16 protein-coding genes and 1 pseudogene are annotated in these 18,239 nt (G+C 67.3%); 11 read left to right on the top strand and 6 right to left on the bottom strand.

Annotated elements, in window-relative coordinates; translation table 11 throughout:
• Positions 1-127 precede the first annotated feature (127 nt).
• The gene (locus IPI67_39470; protein MBK7586253.1) at positions 128-457 is read left to right on the top strand and encodes a hypothetical protein; all 330 of its coding nucleotides are present in this window, start codon (positions 128-130) and stop codon (positions 455-457) included.
• 35 nt (positions 458-492) lie between these two features.
• Here the strand turns inward: IPI67_39470 and IPI67_39465 are convergent, their stop codons facing one another.
• A complete protein-coding gene (locus IPI67_39465; GenBank protein MBK7586252.1) occupies positions 493-1,884 on the bottom strand; it encodes a sulfatase-like hydrolase/transferase in 1,392 nt (463 codons plus the stop codon).
• 241 nt (positions 1,885-2,125) lie between these two features.
• Here IPI67_39465 and IPI67_39460 point away from each other — a divergent pair, with 241 nt between their 5' ends.
• A complete protein-coding gene (locus IPI67_39460) occupies positions 2,126-2,821 on the top strand; it encodes a hypothetical protein (protein MBK7586251.1) in 696 nt (231 codons plus the stop codon).
• A gap of 7 nt (positions 2,822-2,828) precedes the next feature.
• Here the strand turns inward: IPI67_39460 and IPI67_39455 are convergent, their stop codons facing one another.
• Positions 2,829-4,979, bottom strand: a complete 2,151-nt coding sequence (locus IPI67_39455; GenBank protein ID MBK7586250.1) for an RNA-binding transcriptional accessory protein — start codon at positions 4,977-4,979, stop codon at positions 2,829-2,831.
• A gap of 41 nt (positions 4,980-5,020) precedes the next feature.
• Positions 5,021-5,860, bottom strand: a complete 840-nt coding sequence (locus IPI67_39450) for a hypothetical protein (GenBank protein ID MBK7586249.1) — start codon at positions 5,858-5,860, stop codon at positions 5,021-5,023.
• Positions 5,861-6,075: 215 nt separating this feature from the next.
• Between IPI67_39450 and IPI67_39445 the strand changes: the two are divergent.
• The 4 genes and pseudogenes from IPI67_39445 (at position 6,076) to IPI67_39430 (ending at position 10,638) form a co-directional block, all read left to right on the top strand.
• Positions 6,076-7,044, top strand: a pseudogene (locus IPI67_39445) (hypothetical protein).
• Between the two features lie 74 nt (positions 7,045-7,118).
• Entirely contained in the window at positions 7,119-8,084 is a 966-nt protein-coding gene (locus tag IPI67_39440) for a hypothetical protein (protein MBK7586248.1), read from the top strand.
• Positions 8,085-8,097: 13 nt separating this feature from the next.
• Positions 8,098-10,038, top strand: coding sequence for a hypothetical protein (locus IPI67_39435; protein MBK7586247.1), 1,941 nt, complete (start codon positions 8,098-8,100; stop codon positions 10,036-10,038).
• Positions 10,039-10,125: 87 nt separating this feature from the next.
• On the top strand, positions 10,126-10,638 hold the full coding sequence (locus tag IPI67_39430) for a hypothetical protein (protein ID MBK7586246.1): 513 nt from the start codon (positions 10,126-10,128) through the stop codon (positions 10,636-10,638).
• 40 nt (positions 10,639-10,678) lie between these two features.
• Here the strand turns inward: IPI67_39430 and IPI67_39425 are convergent, their stop codons facing one another.
• Positions 10,679-11,362 carry a hypothetical protein gene (locus IPI67_39425; protein MBK7586245.1) on the bottom strand — a complete coding sequence of 228 codons (684 nt, stop codon included), beginning with the start codon at positions 11,360-11,362 and terminating at the stop codon, positions 10,679-10,681.
• A gap of 369 nt (positions 11,363-11,731) precedes the next feature.
• On the opposite strand from IPI67_39425, the gene IPI67_39420 reads away from it, so the two are divergent.
• The 4 genes from IPI67_39420 to IPI67_39405 all read left to right on the top strand — a co-directional run bounded on the left by IPI67_39420 (position 11,732) and on the right by IPI67_39405 (position 15,321).
• Complete coding sequence (locus IPI67_39420; protein MBK7586244.1) at positions 11,732-12,817, top strand: D-alanyl-D-alanine carboxypeptidase family protein; 1,086 nt, start codon at positions 11,732-11,734, stop codon at positions 12,815-12,817.
• Between the two features lie 299 nt (positions 12,818-13,116).
• A complete protein-coding gene (locus tag IPI67_39415) occupies positions 13,117-14,559 on the top strand; it encodes an NAD-dependent succinate-semialdehyde dehydrogenase (GenBank protein MBK7586243.1) in 1,443 nt (480 codons plus the stop codon).
• 38 nt (positions 14,560-14,597) lie between these two features.
• The gene (locus tag IPI67_39410) at positions 14,598-14,780 is read left to right on the top strand and encodes a hypothetical protein (GenBank protein ID MBK7586242.1); all 183 of its coding nucleotides are present in this window, start codon (positions 14,598-14,600) and stop codon (positions 14,778-14,780) included.
• Between the two features lie 22 nt (positions 14,781-14,802).
• Complete coding sequence (locus tag IPI67_39405; GenBank protein MBK7586241.1) at positions 14,803-15,321, top strand: universal stress protein; 519 nt, start codon at positions 14,803-14,805, stop codon at positions 15,319-15,321.
• 18 nt (positions 15,322-15,339) lie between these two features.
• Here IPI67_39405 and IPI67_39400 read toward each other — a convergent pair whose 3' ends face one another.
• Together IPI67_39400 and IPI67_39395 are read right to left on the bottom strand one after the other, a co-directional pair.
• Positions 15,340-16,149: a hypothetical protein gene (locus IPI67_39400; protein ID MBK7586240.1), complete on the bottom strand. Its 810-nt coding sequence runs from the start codon at positions 16,147-16,149 to the stop codon at positions 15,340-15,342.
• Between the two features lie 106 nt (positions 16,150-16,255).
• Positions 16,256-17,239, bottom strand: coding sequence for a TerC family protein (locus tag IPI67_39395; protein ID MBK7586239.1), 984 nt, complete (start codon positions 17,237-17,239; stop codon positions 16,256-16,258).
• Between the two features lie 87 nt (positions 17,240-17,326).
• Between IPI67_39395 and nhaR the strand changes: the two genes are divergently transcribed.
• On the top strand, positions 17,327-18,226 hold the full coding sequence (nhaR, locus tag IPI67_39390; protein ID MBK7586238.1) for a transcriptional activator NhaR: 900 nt from the start codon (positions 17,327-17,329) through the stop codon (positions 18,224-18,226).
• Positions 18,227-18,239 lie beyond the last annotated feature (13 nt).

Here is an 18,239-nt window from a genome sequence, read left to right as displayed (position 1 = left end):
CGCGCATCGGCTAGGCAGGCGCCAGCGCAGGACTGCAATTTGACACGCTCTTCTGATGATGAATGGCGTAAGGTCAGCCGACCTGGCGCGTTTTTCGAGGATGAATCGCGTGGTCCTCCGGGGACTGATGGCCGCCGCGACAATGGTCGCCGGCTGCGGCGCGGCGTCGCAGCCCGCACCGACCGAGCCCGCTCGCAGCGCGCCGCCGCCCGTGACTAGCGCAACCGAGCCTCCTCCTGAGCTCGTCGAACCCCCAATCGAACCGCTCGGCCCGGCTCCGAGCCCGCCGACTGACGCACCCCAAACAGAAAAGAGCTGTTCGATCTGGAGCGGCGGGCCGCTCGGCGACGCCCCACCACCCAAGGGATACGATCCGAATCCTTGCGGCCCCGCCGCACACTGCGTGTGCAACGCGCAAGCCGGCTATTCTTGCTCCGGCACCTGTCAGCCCAAGTGAGGGAGCGCGACGGTACAGCAGGCTCGTCAGTAGCTCTAGTGCCGCGGGGCGCCCCGGAGTGGTGCATCCCCGACCACCGCAACACTCTCCACTCTCGAGGAAAGCTCCGCGTAGAGTTGTTTCATCTCCTCGAGTTTCTTTGGCTCGGACTGCGACAGCTCTCGCGTTTCAGCGAAGTCGAGGCCAACGTTGAACAGCTCGAACCGCCGGTCGTCACCGAAGGCGATCAGCTTGTAGTCCCCCTCGATGATCGCCCTGCGCCGGTCGCTCAAATTGGAGCGGGGTAAATCGACGATTACAGGTCTCGGTCGCGCCTCGGCGCCGAATACCTCCGGCACCAAGCTCTGGCCTTGGTACTCGTCGCCCACGGGCAAACCGAGCAAGTCCGCCATCGTGGGCGCAAGGTCGATGGCGCCGCGCGCGGTTTCGATTCGCCGCGAAGGGGCGCCCGGCACGTAGATGAAGAGCGGGACTCGCACCAAGCTCTCCCACAGCTCGAAGGAATGGCGATAGTGCCCGCGCTCGCCGAACCCCTCACCGTGATCGGCGGTGATCACGATGGCGAGGTGCTCACCCCACGGTTGACGAAGGGCCCAGTCCACCAAGTCACCGACCCAACGGTCGGTGAAGTGAACTTCGTTGTCATAGAGGTCCCGGCGCTTGTCACCGTAGTCGGGGTCCTCCGGGTGTTTCACATACGTGAAGTGCGGATCGACGAAGTGAACGTAGGCAAAAAAGCGCTTCTGACCGTGTGAGCCCACGTTCGCCGGGTCCGACAACAACTTCTTCGCCAGCGCGTTCAAGCGGTCGCTGTTGACGTCGGTTACACCCGCGGTCTCGAGCGCCGTGCCATCGAGTAACCGGTAGTCGTCCCAGCCCTGATTCAGTCCGTACTTGGGCAAGAAGTAGCCGTGCGCATGGCCGGCCAGCGTGCGGATCCCGTGCGTCTGGGCGCGCTCCGAGAGAAAAACGTTGTCGTCGAACCACTTGGTGAAGAACCAGCCGTCACGTTTCATCTGGCTCGGGTACTTGCCGGCCAACGTGGGAGCTACGCTCTGGGCGGTGTAGCTCGAGATCGAATAACTGCGCGGATAAAGCGTCGAGCGCTCGCCGAACTTCGAGAGCCACGGCGCGATCGCCCGGGGATATCCGGCCCAGGGCATGTCGGCTCTCAGGCTGTCGATCATCAGCAAGAGGACGCTGTAGGGCCGTTTCGCCGACGGCTCGACCGGGGCCAGATGGGCACTCACCTTCGGCGCGGTGAGATCCGAGGCCGACGGGCCCGCTGCGCTCGGCGCCTTCGCGCCGCGCCCGGTCGGCACGCTCGAGTGGCCGCAGTGCACAACGGCAGCGATGGCGAACGTGGCTAGGCAACCCACGACCCACGACCGCGTCGAGCTCGCGACGGTCCGGCGAACCGAAGACATGACCCAATCGATGTACGTGGCGCAGGGACTGGCCGTCAACTCGCCTCGCGCGGCGACGGGTCCGGGCTCGCCATCCGTTCGACGGCTCCAACACGCGGTTGCGTCAACTCGGGCCCTGAACGTGCTCGAGATCGATCGTGCGCGCAAGGCGGTGTGGCCGGCGTCCACGTTGCCTCGAGCCCGACGCGAATCGTTCCCGCTCTCGGTCCCGTGGTAAGCTCGAAGCGAAAAGGAGGCAGCCGTGTCGCAGCCCGTCCCGTTTCGAAAGTTGATGCTCGCATTCCTGGTCGTCCCTGCTCTCGTGGCTTGCAGCAGTGAAGACGGAGGCGGTGGCGGCACCGGTGCGAACACGGGCACCGGCGGCACGGCTCAGGGAGCGACGGGCGGTGGGGGAACGGCTCAGGGAGCAACGGGGGGCACCGGCGCACAGGCTGGGCAGGGCGGAAGCGCGACCGGAGGTGCAGGCGGCGCAGTGGGAGCTGGCGAGCCGGCGAGTCTCGCGGGCATCACCCAGCTGCACAACGAAGCGCGCGCAAAAGAAGGCGTGCCGCCGCTGACGTGGGATCCGGCGCTGGCGGCCATTGCACAGGGCTGGGCCGACGGCTGCGTGGACAACGAAGCGCCCATCGGCCTCATCGATCACAATGCTGGGCGCAGCGACAACTACCCCGGGTACGTTGGCGAGAATATCTACGGAGCGAGCGGGACCGGCACGCCTCAGGCCGCGGTGTCGTTGTGGATGGCGGAAGAGGCCGACTACGACTACGCCAGCGGCAAGTGCGCTGCCGGAAAGGCCTGCGGGCACTACACCCAGGTGATGTGGGCAGCAACGACCAAGCTCGGCTGCGGCATCAACAAGTGCGCGGGACTCAAGTTCGGTGGCGTGATCGTCTGCGACTACGCCCCGGGCGGCAATTCCGGCGGCAAGCCGTTCTGAGCTCGCATCAGCCCGCCGACTTTGCGCTCAGGCTGATGCGTTTGCGCTCCAGATCGACGCTCAGCACCCGGACGCGGAGCAGATCACCCACAGCGACGACCTCGTTCGGGTCCGTCACGAAGCGGTCGGCCAGGGCGGAGATGTGCACCAGACCGTCCTGGTGCACACCGATGTCCACGAACGCGCCGAAGGCAGTCACGTTCGTCACGCGCCCCTCGAGCACCATGCCCGCGCTGACGTCCTCGATGCTGCGCACGTCATCCCGGAAGCTCGGCGCCTCGAACTCGGCTCGCGGGTCACGACCCGGCCGCTTCAGCTCGGCAACGATGTGATCGAGGGTGTAGTCGCCCACGTCTGCCGATAGGTATTTGCTCCGCTCCAGCCGCTCGAGCAGCTGAGGCTCCCGAAGCAGGTCCCGGAGGCCGACGCCGAGATCGCGCGCCATGCTCTCGACCAGTCGGTAGCGTTCCGGATGAACACCGCTCGCGTCGAGGGGGTGCTCGGCTCCGTGAACCCGCAAGAAACCGGCCGCTTGTTCGAAGGTGCGCGCCCCCAGCCCATGGACCTGGGTCAGCTGCTGCCGGGACACGAACCGGCCGTGGGCCTTCCGGTATTCCGCGATGCGCTGCGCGAGCTTCTCACCGATCCCCGACACTCGACCGAGCAGCGAGGGGCTCGCAGTGTTCAGCTCGACGCCAACACGATTCACGCAGCTCTCGACCACCTCATCGAGTTTCGCTTCGAGCAAGGTTTCACTCACGTCGTGCTGATACTGGCCAACTCCGACGCTCTTGGGATCGACCTTCACCAGCTCGGACAGCGGATCCTGCAGCCGGCGGCCGATGCTGACGGCCCCCCGCACCGTGACGTCGTGATCGGGCAGCTCTTGGCGAGCCACATCGCTCGTTGAGTATACATTGGCGTCGGCCTCATTGATCGAAACGCAGAGCACATCGGCGTTGCCTCTGCGTTTCAGGAGCTGGCGGACGAAGCTCTCGGTCTCGCGCCCATGCGTGCCGTTGCCTACCGCCACGGCCGCAATGGGATGGCGGTCGAGCAGACCGGAGAGGGTTTGTTCGGCGGCTCGCTCGGCGTTTTGGCCCTGGACCAGGTTGATGACGCTGTGCTCGACCAACGTTCCAGTCGCGTCGAGCACGACGCACTTGCAGCCCGTGCGTTGCCCGGGATCGATCCCCAGCACCCAGCGCCCGCCGAAGGGTGCTGCCAGGAGCAGTTGCTCCAGGTTCTTGGCGAACACCTTCACCGCGTCGCGCTCCGCAACGTCCAGCAACTCCGCGCGCACGGCAGAACGCGCGGCAGGAACGAGCAACCGCGAGAGTGCCTCGTCGACCGCACGAGCAAGCAGCTTTCCCCACGCATCACCGGCTCGGAGTCCGACCAACCGCTCGAGCTCCCGGGTGACACGAGCGTCGTCCAATTCGAAGCTCGGCCTGAGCACGCCCTCGTTCTCACCGCGGCAAATCGCCAGATAGCGGTGCGGCGCGAGCTTCGCGACGGGCTCGGCGAAGCTCGCGTAGTTGTCGAACTTCGTGGTCTGCGTCCGAAACTTCGTCGCCTTTTTCACGCGCACGGTGCCGCGTCGCAGCTCCTCGGCGACCCGACGGCGCGCGGCGGGGTCTTCGGAGATGCGCTCGGCACAGATGTCGACCGCGCCGTCGAGGGCCGCCTCAGCCGAGCCGATCTCGGGATTTTGCGCGACGAACCTGCGCGCCGCTGCCTCGGGACTCTCGCTGGCGTCGTGCTTCCAGATCAGGTCGGCCAGCGGCTCGAGCCCGAGCTCCTTGGCGATCTGGCCGCGCGTGCGGCGTTTGCTCCGGAAGGGCGCGTACAGGTGCTCGAGTTCGGCCTTCGTCTCACACAGCGTGATCGCCCGTTCGAGCTCCGGAGTGAGCTTGCCTTGTGCGCGGATCGCCTCGAGCGCCACCCTGCGCGCATCCCCGAGCTCCGACAGGTATTTCGCCCGTTCGGCGATCGCGCGCAGCTGGACCTCATCGAGCCCACCCGTGGCCTCCTTGCGATACCGCGCGACGAACGGCACGGTAGCCCCGCCATCGAACAGGGCGAGCGCCGCTGTCGCCCCTCGCGGCGGAACGCGGAGCTCGCGTGCGATCCGCTCGATGAGTGCTGCGTCACGCATCTGCCCCACCGAGAGCGATGACCTGCGTCAGTTGCAGTAGCCTAGACTGCCCACGTTCGTCGTGTCGATCGGTGTGCAGGTCTTGCCGCCGCACTCGGCGCTGGAGCAACAGAACTTGGCGCACACCCCGGCTCTCCGGTGCAGCGGTAGGTGGCGACGCAATACGGTCCGGCACCGTTGTCGCACGTCTGACCCGCCTGGGCCGTGTTGGGTGCGGGGAAGCACTTCGTGCTGGCGACCGCGCCGCTGTAGGCGATGTCGCAGGCCTCGCCGGCCACGGTGCAGCCCGAGTTGGTGAGCGGGTTACACAGCAAGGTTACGCCGCCCATCACGCAGCCGGGGGGCAGCGCAACACCACCGCCGCTGCCGCCGCTGCCGCCGGTGGCGCCCGTACCGCCAGTCGCGCCCGTACCGCCAGTCGCGCCCGTACCGCCGGTCGCGCCCGTACCACCGGTCGCGCCCGTACCACCGGTCGCGCCCGTGTCATCGCTGCCGCCCGTCGGGGCAGTGCCGCCCGTCGCGCCGACGCCACCGGTTGCACCGAAGCCGCCGCTCGCGCCGACGCCCCCGGTCGCGCCCGTCGCGCCAAACCCGCCGCCACCACTGAGACCGCCCGTTGCGCCGACACCGCCCGTTGCGCCGAACCCACCGCTTGCGCCGAACCCACCGCTGGCGCCGACGCCGCCGCCAGCGCCGCCGCCGCCCGTACCGACCGACTGGCAAACACCGCTGAGGTCGCAAGTGTAACCCGACGGGCAAGTGCCACCATCGGCGCAGCTGTACCCACCACCACCCCCGCTACTGGAGCAACCCGGCGGAACCAGAAGAGCAGCGGCAAACAGCAAGATGGCAGGGGTCGCGGCGAGCTTCGTGCGTGTCATGAGGTCTCCAAGTGCCGGGGGTATGTTCCACATCGAGAGGCCCGAGTCCAGGAGACGCTGCTGGCTCGAGCGCCCGCGCACCACTCGAGATGGGACCACGCAGAAATCGCCGTCGCACGCGGCGCGCTCCGTGGTTCCGCGCGGTCCCCATCGCGTCCGGCCAAGCAGAGGAGTAGGTTCTTGGGGCCCAAAACGGGCCCCCAAGGAGCGCGGTCATGACCACTTCAGTCGACGCATTCATGGAACGAGTCCAGGCCAAGAACCCGGGCGAGACCGAATTTCTCCAGGCTGTCCGCGAGGTGGTGGAGTCGGTCATGCCGGTGATCGAGCGCAACCCAGCCTACAGGAACGCCAAGATCCTGGAGCGAGCCACCGAGCCCGATACAAAAAACTCCGCAACGAGTTCACCGGGGTGCTCACCGGCAAGGGCATCAACTGGGGCGGCTCACTGATCCGACCGGAGGCGACCGGCTACGGTGCCACCTACTTCGCTCAAGAGATGCTCGCCACGCGCGGGCGCTCCTTCGAAGGCGCGACCGTCACCGTGTCGGGAAGCGGCAACGTCGCGCAATACGCGGTGGAGAAGGTCAACGAGCACTCAGGGGGCAAGGTGGTCTCACTCTCGGATTCCGCTGGAACCATCTTCGATCCCGACGGCATCGGGCCGGACAAACTGGCGTGGGTGATGAACCTGAAGAACATCCGCCGCGGGCGCATCGCCGAGTACGTGGCGCAGTATCCCGGCGCAAGCTATCGCGAAGGCCAGCGCCCCTGGGGCATTCCAGCGAGATCGCGCTGCCCTGCGCCATCGAGAACGAGCTCGATGGCAACGACGCACAAACCTTTGGTCAAGAACGGCTGCATCTGTGTGTCGGAGGGTGCCAACATGCCCACGACACCGGAAGGGGTCAGCGTCTTCCGCGAAGCGCACCTCCTGTACGGTCCGGGCAGCAGCCAACGCCGGCGGCGTGGCCACGTCGGGTCTCGAGATGGCGCAGAACGCCGCTCACCTCAGCTGGACCCGGAAGAGGTCGACAACCGCCTTCACATCATCATGCGCTCGATCCACACCGGAGTGCGTGAAGTACGGCAAGCAGGGCGAGTTCATCGACTACGTCGCGGGCGCCAACATCGCCGGCTTCGTCAAGGTCGCCGACTCGATGCTCGATCAAGGCATCGTCTAGGGATGCCAGGCAAGCCGTCCCGGCCGGCCCTCCCGCGCATCCGCTCGCATTGGCGTGAACAGTTCCACGCGCTGATGCCAAACCGAGTGCGGGAGGTCCTGCTGGTCTCCTCGGCTTACGACGCATTCCTGCTCGAGGAGGACGGGCCGCTCACCCACCGGATCTTTGCCAGCTACTCCGAGCTGGAGCTGTCCTGGGCACCGCGGATCACCCACGCCAAATCGGCGGAGGCCGCGCTGGCCCTGCTCACGCGCCGGCCCTTCCAGCTGGTGCTGATCGCCAGCTCGCTGCCCGGCACCGACGTTGCCGATCTGGGCCGGCAGATCCGCAGCTTGCACGGGGCTCTGCCGCTGGTGCTCCTGGTGTTCGACGAGGCGCAGCTCGGCTCCCTCCCGCCGGCGGAAGAGGGGTATTTCGATCAGGTCCTGCTCTGGAGCGGCGACGCGGGCATCATGCTCGCCGTCGTCAAGCTCATCGAGGACATGGCCAACGTCGATCACGACGTCGATGCGGCCGACATTCAGGTCATCATCGTCGTGGAAGACAGTGTCCGGGCGTTCTCCGGTTTCCTGACGCTCCTGTATCCGGAGCTCATGCGGCAGTCGCGCTCGCTGGTCGCGGAGGGTGTCAACGAGTTTCATCGGGCGCTCCGCATCCACGCCCGGCCGAAGATCCTCCTGGCGCGCACGTTCGAAGATGCCAGACGCTTGCTGGAGCGCTGGGCCAGCAACGTGATGGGGATCATCAGCGACGTCTCGTTCCCCCGAGGCGGCCAGCTCGAGCCCCGCGCGGGGTTTCAGCTGCTCGAGTTGGTCCGACAGCGCGAGGACCCGCCGCCCATGCTGCTCCACTCCTCCGACGCCTCCTTCGCCGCGGCGGCGCGGGAGGCGGACGTGCGATTTGCCGACAAGAACGCCCCCGACGCCATGCAGGTCGTGCGTCGGTTCCTGGAAGAACACCTCGGTTTCGGCGAGTTCATCTTTCGCCTGCCCGACGGCACCCAGGTCGCCACCGCCCGCAGTGTGCTCCGAGCTCGCTGAAGCCCTGGAGCACGTGCCACTCGAATCCATTCTGCACCACGCCAAGCGCCACGATTTTTCGCGCTGGCTCAAGGCGCGCTCGATGTTCCAGATCGCGCGTTACACGCGCGGCATCACCCTGGCCGACTTCAACAAACCCGAGCGCGTGCGGACCTACTTGCAGGAGGTCCTGCGCCAGGCCTCGGATCACGATCAGGCCGGCGTTGTGACCGACCTGGCGACGGGCACCCGCTCACCCAGCAACCGCTTCATGCGCATTGGCACTGGGTCCATCGGTGGCAAGGCACGCAGCATCGGCTTCGTGAGCGGACTCTTGGTGCAGGAAGGCCTGATCCAGCGCTTCCCGGAGCTCGAGATCCGCATTCCCAAGACGGTCGCCATCAGCGTCGGGGAGTTCGATCGCTTCATTCGACAGATCGACGTCAAGCTCCTCGGCCGGCGTGATGACCCCGAGATCCGCCGCGTGATCATGCAGGCGCGCCTGTCGGAGAGTTTCTTGGCCGAGCTGCACGAGGCGTACTGGGCACTGGAAGGCCCGCTCGCGGTGCGCTCCTCCAGTCTGCGCGAGGACGCCCGCTTCCAACCTTTCGCCGGCGTGTACGCCACCTACATGTTGCCCAACAACCACCCCGATCCCGAGGTGCGCTTCAGGCTCCAGCGCGCGATCAAGGCGGTCTACGCCTCGATGTTCGCGCGGGACGCCCGCACCTATTCGGCAGCTCACCCCCACAGCGCCGAGGATGAAAAGATGGGCGTGCTGGTGCAGCAGATCATCGGACAAAAGCATGGGGAGCGTTTCTACCCGCCCATCTCCGGCGTTGCGCAGTCGTACAACTATTACCCCATCGGGCCGCAACGAGCCGACCAAGGTCTGGCGGTGATCGCTCTGGGTCTCGGCCAGATGGTCGTGGCGCAGGGCTCGGGCGTCCGCTTCAGCCCGGCCCACCCGGGCGTCCTGCCCCAGTTCGGGCGTCCGGCGCAGGTGCTCGAGAGCACACAACGCCAGTTCTACGCGCTGGACCTGAGCTCGCCGCTGATCGACTTTGCGGCCGACCCGCACGGGCTCTTGCGCTTGTACGACCTGGATGTGGCCGAGGGCGACGGAACGCTGGCGCTCGCCGGCAGCGTCTACTCGGTCGACGACGACGCCATCCGGGAGAACCTGGCGCTGCCGGGCCCGCGCGCCGTCACCTTTGCCAACGTGTTGCGCTGGAAGGCCATCCCGCTGGCGGAGGCCATCACCGAGCTCCTGGCCGTGGTCGGCAAAGCCATGAATTCGGAGGTGGAGCTCGAGTTCGCCGTGGACATGGGGGACTACGGTCGCTCTCCGGAGCCCGGCCAGCGCAGCAAGGTGCCGAGGCTGTACGTGCTGCAGGCGCGGCCCATGGCGAGCCAAGATCCCGCTCCCGTGCATGTCGCCTTCGACGCCTTCGACGCCGACGAAACCCTGATCCGGACGGAGCGCTCACTCGGCAACGGCATCATCGAAGACGTGCGCGACGTCGTCTACGTCAAGAGCGGGTACCTCTCGGCGCAGGAGACGCGCGCCGCTGCCATCGAGCTTCGGGAAATTGACGCCAACCTGCGGGCACACGGCCGGAAGTATCTGCTGGTCGGGCCTGGTCGCTGGGGCTCGTCGGATCCACACCTCGGGATCCCGGTGGACTGGACTCACATCGCCAATTCCCGCGTGATCGTCGAGACTCCTCTCCGAGGCGAGCTGCTCGAGTCGTCACAAGGCACTCACTTCTTCCACAACCTGACGGCGGCGCATGTCGGCTATCTGACCGCCACACCCCAAGCGAATGCGCGCATCGACGAGAGCTGGCTGAACGACCAACCCTCGGCGCGGGAATCGGCTCTGGTGCGCCACGTCGAGCTCGAGCAACCGCTCCGCATCTACCTGGACGGGCGGCACGGCCGGGCCGTGGTGTTGAAACCTGCGCGAGCGTGAGCCCCGCGCGGGGCGCGGCCGAGCGCCGCCGCGTATTTCGCTCTGCGAAAGCGCTCTAGTCGAGTCTACGATGCACGCGGACCACACATGGCCCTGGTCGAAGTCAAGCTCAGCCTCGAAGCTCTCCTCGCCCAACCGCCTGTGGTCGCGGCGAACGACACGCTCTCGCTCAAAGTAGTCGATGTAGCGGCTCGCTCTGCCGAGCTGTTTGCGTTGCCTCTCCTCGGCAACGTCGTCGCCCTCGATCTCTTCGACCAGAGCATTGGGCCGGCGGGGGCCGCGCTGCTCGCCGCTTCGCCGTACGTCGCTCAGCTCTCCTGGCTGGATCTCGGCTACTGCCAGCTCGGGCAAACAGGCCTCGAGGCGCTGTGCGCGTCGAAGAACTTGCCGCGGCTCCGCTACGTAAACCTCGCGTCGAACGGGTTTCCGGATCCCTGCGACGACCCCTCGGTCGACCAAGGTGCGGTGATCGGTTGGGGCCGGAGCGCCCTGGGCGCCGAGCTCGAAGCCAAGTTTGGGCCGCTGCCCTGGCTCCACTGGCAAGGCGATCCTAGACCCACACCGGCCGCTGTGCTCTGGACGGTGGAGACCCTCGGCTAGAGGTCGACGCGACGGACGCTGGGTCCCGGTCGGTTAGCGCTCACGCCAGCCGGTCCGCGAGCCCAGACAGCGCCGAGTCGGGCGTGTCGTCCGCCGCCATCACGATCACGTCAGGATCCGAGCCGTCCCATGAAATCGAGAGAGAGTGTGCGCCCACCTTCAACAACCACAATCGCTCGTCGGGCCCGTCCACGCGTTGTTCGATGTGGGCCCGCACGACGTCGACGAAGGGCTGCGCGTGAGCCGGAAACTCCTCGAACGAAACTCCGCGAGCCAGCACCAACATCGCGCGTCCGCTCGGGGCCGTCGCACGCTCGAAGCGCAGTAATCCTGCCGCGTCGGGAGCCGGCCCCGAGCCGATTGGCGTGTCGAGCCAGTGCGTAAAGGCCGGGTGGAGCCGAGCCGCCATGGCATACAGCCAGCCGTGGGTCTTGCGGAAGAACGCCACCCGAGCCCGGACGGCGTGCTCGAGCTCGATCGAGCTCCGACCGCCGGCCATGGCGAAGAACGCTTCATCGAGGGACGGCAGAGCAGTGAGCTGCTCCGCTTCCGCTGCCGCGATCGGCTGCGCCGCCGTGACACCGGTCGCCTCGACACCGTTCGACAACCGCTCGAAGCTCGGCGCCAACCCGAGCGCGGGGTCGTGAACCACCCGACCGAGCAGGTCACTGTGCTCGAACAGCGTCGGTGTGCTGCCGGCCCGCAGCGCAGCCGCATAAGTCACGAGCGTTTGCCCCGGTTCGAGCGGCCAGCACGTTGGGAAAGGCAAAGACAGTCTCGAGCTCCATCTGGCGTCGAGCTCGACCCCGGTCCGGAAAAGCTCACCGATTGCCGCCCGCGCGCTCGCAGCGCGCTCTGCAACGGTCGGACATGAGCCCCTAGAATCGTCCATCACGACAGCCGCCCATGTCTGCGGTGTTATGTCGACCGAAGCGGCCCGTCAACGCACCCGCACGGGTCCGGCTGCAGCGGGCGTTGGCTCACGGCGGTGTGCATGTCAGCCAGAGCACGTGGCTTGGGGGACCGTCCGCGCTCCTTGCAACCCGCCGTCGCGCTTGCCCTGCGCTCGCGTACGCGGTAACGCGGCGGGCCGATGACGGCCGACGACTTCGAACCCGGCGACGAGCCTGCCGGCGAGCCGAGCTCGTCGACGGAGTCGCAATTCGAGCCGGCTCCGTCGGTTGCGCCGACGCCGCGCCAGCCGTGGACATCGCGGCGTACGCTCGGTCTCTCGGCCGCTTTTGTCGCCATCCTCGCGGTGATCGCGCTCGACGTCCGCTCAATCTTGAATACACGAAAAACCGGCGTGGTCATTCCGCCGAGCACGCCGAGCGCGAACCCGCCGACCGAGAGTCCGGCGCCGGTCGAGTCAGCCGAAGTGCCGTCGGTTCCCAGCGAACCGAGCCTGTCCAAGTTCGAGCCCGTCGATGACGGCGACGACGAACCGCCGACGGACGAACGTGCGAAACCCAAGCCCGACAAGCCCGCGCGCGCCGGGACCGTGCGCGAGGCGGCAGCGCGAACTTGCTCCACGTCGAGTGTGGACGGTCTGAGCCGGCAGATCGTGATCCAGGCTCGCTGCATCGATGGCAGGGCGTTCGCCAGCGTTCCGTCGCGGCCCAACCTGGTCACGGCGCGTAACGTATTTCTGTACCTGCACGCGCCAGCTCGCGATCACCTGGTCAAGGCGCTCGACGCGAACAAGACGAAGAAGATGACCGTCAACAGCGCGCTCCGCACGGTCGCTCAGCAGTACTTGTTATGGCGCTGGGCTGCGGGCCAGCGCTGCGGCATCAAGCTCGCGACGCCGCCCGGCGAGAGCAATCACGAGACGGGGCTCGCGCTCGACATCGCCGAAGCAGGGGCCTGGCGGTCGGCACTCGAGGCGCACGAGTTCCGCTGGCTCGGGTCGATCGATCGCGTGCACTTCGACTACAAGGGGCCCGACGCCGCTTCCCGCTCCAGCGTTGACGTGAGGGCATTCCAACAACTCTGGAACCGCAACCACGCGGACGACCCTATCCCGGAGACGGGGCGCTACGCGCCCGCGACGCAGGAGCGGCTGGAGAAGTCCCCCAGCGCAGGGTTTCCGCTCGGGCCGCGCTGCGGCAAGGTCGGCGCGCGCGACAACGCGACCCACGCCGATCGCGACAGCAAGCAGCCGAAGCAGCGCGGCTGAGCGCAATCGCACTCGCCGACGCTCAGCGTCGCCCCCAGCCGAAGCGCGGACCGAGCGTGCCCGCCCCAGGCGCGGCAAACGCCGCCCCCCCGACCGCCGCCCCCGCCACGCTGCGCTCCGCTCTGGGCTGCGCCGCTCCGCTCCGCTCTGCACTGCTCTGTTCTGCTCTGCTCGGCTCCGCTGCTCCTTTTTTGTTTTCCCTGCTCCGCTCCGCTCTGCTCTGCTCCGCTCCGCTCTGCCCCATCCCAAACTCCCCTTCCGGCTTGCTGCCGAAGGCGCGAACGACGAAAGGCGGCACAATGAACCAGCTGCGAACGGACAACCTCATCGGGGGCGAGTGGACGCGCGCCGCGTCCAGCTTCGAAGTCAGGAACCCAGCGACGGACGAGGTCATCGCTGAGGTTCCGAACGGCGGACAGGCAGAGGCGCGCCAGGCCCTCGCCGCGGCGCGCTCGGCCTTTCCGGGTTGGAGAGCCGCGTCGGCCGAGACCCGCGCGATCCTGCTCGGTCGATTGGCAGACCTGATGATGACCGAGAGTGAACGTCTGGCACGACTGCTCACCACCGAGCAGGGCAAACCGCTGGCCGAGGCCCGCGGTGAGATTGCCTACGCCGCCTCGTTCATTCGCTCGGCAGCCGGGGAGGCAACGCGGGTGCACGGCGAGGTTCTGCCGAGCGGCAAGCCCGAAAAACGCATCCTCGTCCTGCGCCAGCCGGTCGGTGTGACCGCCGCCATCACCCCCTGGAATTTCCCCGCGGCGATGATCACCCGCAAGCTCGGCCCTGCCCTCGCAGCGGGCTGCACCATGGTGGTGAAGCCCGCGGAACAAACGCCGCTGTCGGCGCTGGCGCTGGCAGAGCTGTGTGAGCGGGTCGGATTCCCTGCCGGCGTGGTCAACGTGATCACCGGCGACCCTCGGGCCATCGGCGCGGAGCTGATGGACAACCCGACGCTCGCCAAACTCTCATTCACGGGCTCGACCGAGGTCGGGCAGCTCTTGATGCGCGGCGCGGCCAAGAACCTGCTCAGGCTATCGCTGGAGCTCGGCGGTCACGCACCGTTCATCGTGTTCGACGACGCCGACGTCGATCAGGCGGTTCTCGGCGCGCTCAGCTGCAAGTACAGGAACGCGGGCCAGACCTGCATCTCGGCCAACCGCTTCTACGTGCAGTCCGGGGTCTACGAGCGCTTTCGCGACGCGCTCGCCGCGCGCCTCGGCGCGATGAAGGTCGGCCCCGGGGTCGATGCCGGGGTCGAAGTGGGACCGCTGATCGACGACGCCGCGGTCGAGAAGGTGCAACACCACGTGGCGGATGCGCTCGAGCGCGGAGCGAGCTTGCGCCTCGGGGGCAGTCTTGCGGACCTCGGAGCCAAGTACACCAAACGCTTCTACGTGCCCACGCTGCTCGAGGGCTTCACACACGAGATGCTGTGCGCGCGGGAGGAGACCTTCGGCCCGGTCAGCCCGCTGCGCCGCTTCGAACACGAAGACGAGGTGGTTCAGCTCGCGAACGACTCCGAGTTCGGCCTCGCCTCGTATTTCTACACACGCGATCTGGGCCGGGCGTTCCGCGTGGCCGAGCGGCTCGAGTACGGCATCGTGGGCGTCAACGACGGGGCGCCCTCGACCGCGCAGGCCCCCTTCGGCGGGGTCAAACACAGTGGTTTTGGTCGTGAAGGAGGACACTTCGTCATGCACGAGTATCTGAATGTGAAATACGTCTCGCTGGGGGTCGGATGAGCACCTCGGCGGATTGGGTCCGGCGCCGGCGGGCGGTCGTGGGCACCGATCTCGGGATCCTCGCGATGCCCGGCCGCGCGCTGACGGCTGACCTTCAGCCCACCGAGCGCGCGCAGCGCTGGATCGACGCGATGCGAGCCGAATCCGTCACGGCCAGCGCGGGGCTGGCCGACCCGCGCCCGCACAACGGCGCAAAACACGGTGCCTTCAAGCTTTCCTGAGCGCCAACCCGAGGGAAGAGACATGCCGAATCGAATCCTCGTCGCAACCGACGCCACCGACAATTCACTGGCCGCCGTGCGCATGGCCGCCGCGCTCGCGCGCTCGACGGGCGCGACGCTGATTGCGCTTCACGTCGTCGAGGCCCCAAGAGAGGTGTTGCGCTGGTCCGCAACGCCAGTAAGGGGTGAGCTGGTCGCCTACAAACAGCTGCTCGACAAACAGCTCGGCGTGGCCGAGCGCCGCACGCGGCGCCAGGTGGACGGAGTCGTGCGGCGCTCCGTGGATTTCAAGGTGGAGGTGTTGGTGAAGGCCGGCAGCATCGCCGAGCAGGTCGTCGACGTCGCCCTGGCCTACGACGCGGTCATGATCGTCATCGGCAAAGGACGACGCGCCGGGGATCTCGCCGAGCGCACGACCCGCATCGCGCGCATCGCGCGCCGTCCAGTGGTGATCGTGCCGGGCAAGTGGAATCGCGGTCTCCGAAAGTTGCCCCGCCAGACCAGCGTCCGGCGGCAACCGCGCCTTTCGAGGGTGGCGTAGGCTCCGCGAAGCCTCCAGCTACTGCTCGAGCCACTCCCGATAGTCACCCACGTTGAGCGTCGCGTATTTGACCTTGCCGCCGACTGGCGCCAGCACCTGGAAGCTCGGTGAGACACTGAGGTTGAGCGGACACGTGAAGGTGGTCGTCGACGTGCTCGTGGAGTAGCTGACCGTGCCGGAGTAGCGGGACTCTGTCAGATCCGGCGCGATCTCGAGCGCGGTGAAACAGCCGCCTCCCCCTCCGTACACGGCGAGCTTGCGAGTTGCTGGGGTTCCGCTTGCGATGATCTGTTTGATCAGAACGTAGGTCCCAGACGGGATGACGCCTCCGCCGGAAACCGTCGGCACGGTGCCGACCACGCCGGTCACGAACGTCGCCGCTGCTGGCATCTTCATCGTGTTGCAGGTTGGGCTCGCTGCGAGCTCACACTGTCCGGCGCCGCCGGTTCCCGTGCCGCCGGTCCCCGTGCCGCCGGTCCCCGTGCCGCCGGTTCCCGTGCCGCCGGTCCCCGTGCCGCCCGTGCCGCCGGTCCCCGTGCCGCCAGTGCCGCCGGTTCCCCCGCCGCCGGCGCCCGCTGCCGCGCCGCCGGTTCCGCCACCGCCCGCACCCGCCGCCGCGCCACCGCTGCCCGCGGTCGAGCCGCCGCTTCCGCCTGCCGCCCCGGCTCCAGCTGCGCCGCCGCTTCCTCCCGTAGCCCCGCCGGCCCCGCCCGTCGCGGAGCTTCCGCCAGAGCCCTTCCCGCCCTCGTCCGAGCTGTCACCGCATGCAGCGAGCGCGAAGGACAGCACCAAGACAGACACTCGAGCCGGAAATGACGCGTCGGACATGCAAACTCCTCGTACGAACCTCGGGATGGAAGCGCCGACAGTAGCTCAAGCATCGCAGCTCGGTGCGCCTATTTTCGTAAGCGACCCTCGCCGGAGTACCCTTGACTCAGAGCGCCGCCGGCGGATGCTCCCTGGCATCGACGGGCACGGGTTGCGGCACCGGACCGGGGCGGAGAGGACGGAGCAGCGACAGAAGGACAGCGCCGACCACGAGCGAGGCGATCACCGCCAGCGAGGCCGTCGTGGGAATGGGTGCGACGGCGCTCAGACACAGCTTCACTCCCACGAAGGTCAGGATGATGGCCAGAGCCGGCTTCAAATAGTGGAACTTGTGCACGACCCCCGCGAGCAAGAAGTACAACGAGCGCAGCCCGAGGATCGCGAAGATGTTCGAGGTGAACACGATGAAGGGATCACGCGTCACCGCGAGCACGGCGGGGATGGAGTCGACCGCGAAGATGACGTCGCTGATCTCAACCAACACCAGCACGGCCAGCAGCGGCGTGGCCAGCCATTTCCCACCCTCCCGGACCATGAACTTGCTGCCACGCAGGCCCTGAGTCAGGGGCACGAATCTCTGGAACGTGCGGTAGACCCAGCCGTCGGCGGGGTTCGACTCGACTTCGGTCTTGGCAAACAGCAGCTTGGCTCCGGTCACGATCAGCAGGCCGCCGAACAGATAGATGACGAAATGAAAGTGCTGGAGCAGCGCAGCTCCCGCCGCGATGAAGATCGCGCGCATCACCAGCGCACCCAGGATGCCCCAGAACAACACCCGATGTTGCTGCGCCGCAGGAACGCCGAATGCGGCAAAGATGATCACGAACACGAAGATGTTGTCGACCGAGAGCGCTTTCTCGAGCACATACCCAGTCGCGAACTCGACCGCCTTGCCACCGCCGAAGGCCAGGTGAATTCCGACTCCGAACGCCACCGCCAGGCTGACCCAGACGGCGCTCCAGACGCCCGCTTCTTTCAGCGAGACCTGATGAGGACGGCGGTGGAACACGCCCAGATCCAGGGCGAGCATCACCAACACGAGCGCCAGAAAACCAACCCACAGACCCGGGCTGCCGATCGAAGATTGCATCCGCTCTGATGTAGGTCCGAGCTCGCCCCAGGGCCAATAGATAGATATGTGCCTTTACATAGAGTTTTTCTATCCTAGGCTTGGCCCATGGAATGGCTGAACTATCACCACCTCCACTACTTCTGGCTGGCGGCCAAGGAGGGCGGCATCAGCCGCGCCGCCAAGAAGTTGCACCTTGCCCAGCCAACGCTCAGCAGCCAGATCCGCGCGCTGGGCGAGAGCCTGGGCGGCGAGCTGTTCGAGAGGCGGGGACGTGGCCTGGTTCTGACCGAGCTCGGCACGACGGTGTACCGGCACGCTGACGAGATCTTCAGCATCGGGCGCGACCTGTTGGACGCCGCAAAAGGACGCTCGAGTGGACGAGTGCAGCGGTTGGTCGTCGGGATCGCGGATGTGCTGCCCAAGCTCGCCGTCTACCGCATGCTGGCTCCGGCGCTCCGCCTGACGCCGCCGGTCCGTATCGTGTGTCGCGAGGACGCCGCCGAGCGGCTGGTCGCAGCGCTCGGCAACCATGAGGTCGACCTCGTGCTTTCGGACTCAGCGCTGTCGCCCAGCCGAGGAACCCGAGCCTTCAATCATTTGCTGGGGGAGAGCGGCACCAGCTTTTTCGCGGCACCGAAGCTCGCGAGCAAGTTGCGGCGCGGCTTTCCGCGCTCGCTGGACGGCGCACCGTTCATCATGCCCGGCGAGCAGAGCGCAATGCGGCGGGAGCTCGACGGCTGGTTCGACTCACGGGAGGTGCGGCCGCAGGTGGTCGCGGAGGTCGACGACAGCGCGCTGGCCAAGGTGTTTGGGCAGGCGGGCGCCGGTGCGTTTTTGGGCTCGACCGCCATCGAAGCGGAGATCGTCGAGCAATATGCTGTGGGAGTGGTTGGGCGAGCGCCCGAGCTGAAGGAACGATACTTCGCCATCAGCTTGGAGCGGCGGATCCGGCACCCCGGTGTGCTCGCGATCTCTTCGGCCGCGCGGGAGCTGCTCTCGAGCTGAGCCCCGCCGCGGG

This window comes from Myxococcales bacterium (genome assembly GCA_016706225.1).
Taxonomy (GTDB): Bacteria; Myxococcota_A; Polyangia; order Polyangiales; family Polyangiaceae; genus JADJKB01.
The sequence above is the reverse complement of the archived record's forward strand: the minus strand, read 5'-3'. Positions and strand labels throughout refer to the sequence as shown.

Excerpts from the sequence above, each read along its gene's own strand:
- IPI67_39470 (MBK7586253.1), top strand. The coding sequence starts at position 128 with ATGGCCGCCGCGACAATGGTCGCCGGCTGCGGCGCGGCGTCGCAGCCC.
- IPI67_39465 (MBK7586252.1), bottom strand. The coding sequence starts at position 1,884 with ATGTCTTCGGTTCGCCGGACCGTCGCGAGCTCGACGCGGTCGTGGGTC.
- IPI67_39455 (MBK7586250.1), bottom strand. The coding sequence starts at position 4,979 with ATGCGTGACGCAGCACTCATCGAGCGGATCGCACGCGAGCTCCGCGTT.
- IPI67_39450 (MBK7586249.1), bottom strand. The coding sequence starts at position 5,860 with ATGACACGCACGAAGCTCGCCGCGACCCCTGCCATCTTGCTGTTTGCC.
- IPI67_39440 (MBK7586248.1), top strand. The coding sequence starts at position 7,119 with ATGCCAAACCGAGTGCGGGAGGTCCTGCTGGTCTCCTCGGCTTACGAC.
- IPI67_39430 (MBK7586246.1), top strand. The coding sequence starts at position 10,126 with ATGGCCCTGGTCGAAGTCAAGCTCAGCCTCGAAGCTCTCCTCGCCCAA.
- IPI67_39420 (MBK7586244.1), top strand. The coding sequence starts at position 11,732 with ATGACGGCCGACGACTTCGAACCCGGCGACGAGCCTGCCGGCGAGCCG.
- IPI67_39415 (MBK7586243.1), top strand. The coding sequence starts at position 13,117 with ATGAACCAGCTGCGAACGGACAACCTCATCGGGGGCGAGTGGACGCGC.
- IPI67_39405 (MBK7586241.1), top strand. The coding sequence starts at position 14,803 with ATGCCGAATCGAATCCTCGTCGCAACCGACGCCACCGACAATTCACTG.
- IPI67_39400 (MBK7586240.1), bottom strand. The coding sequence starts at position 16,149 with ATGTCCGACGCGTCATTTCCGGCTCGAGTGTCTGTCTTGGTGCTGTCC.
- IPI67_39395 (MBK7586239.1), bottom strand. The coding sequence starts at position 17,239 with ATGCAATCTTCGATCGGCAGCCCGGGTCTGTGGGTTGGTTTTCTGGCG.
- nhaR (MBK7586238.1), top strand. The coding sequence starts at position 17,327 with ATGGAATGGCTGAACTATCACCACCTCCACTACTTCTGGCTGGCGGCC.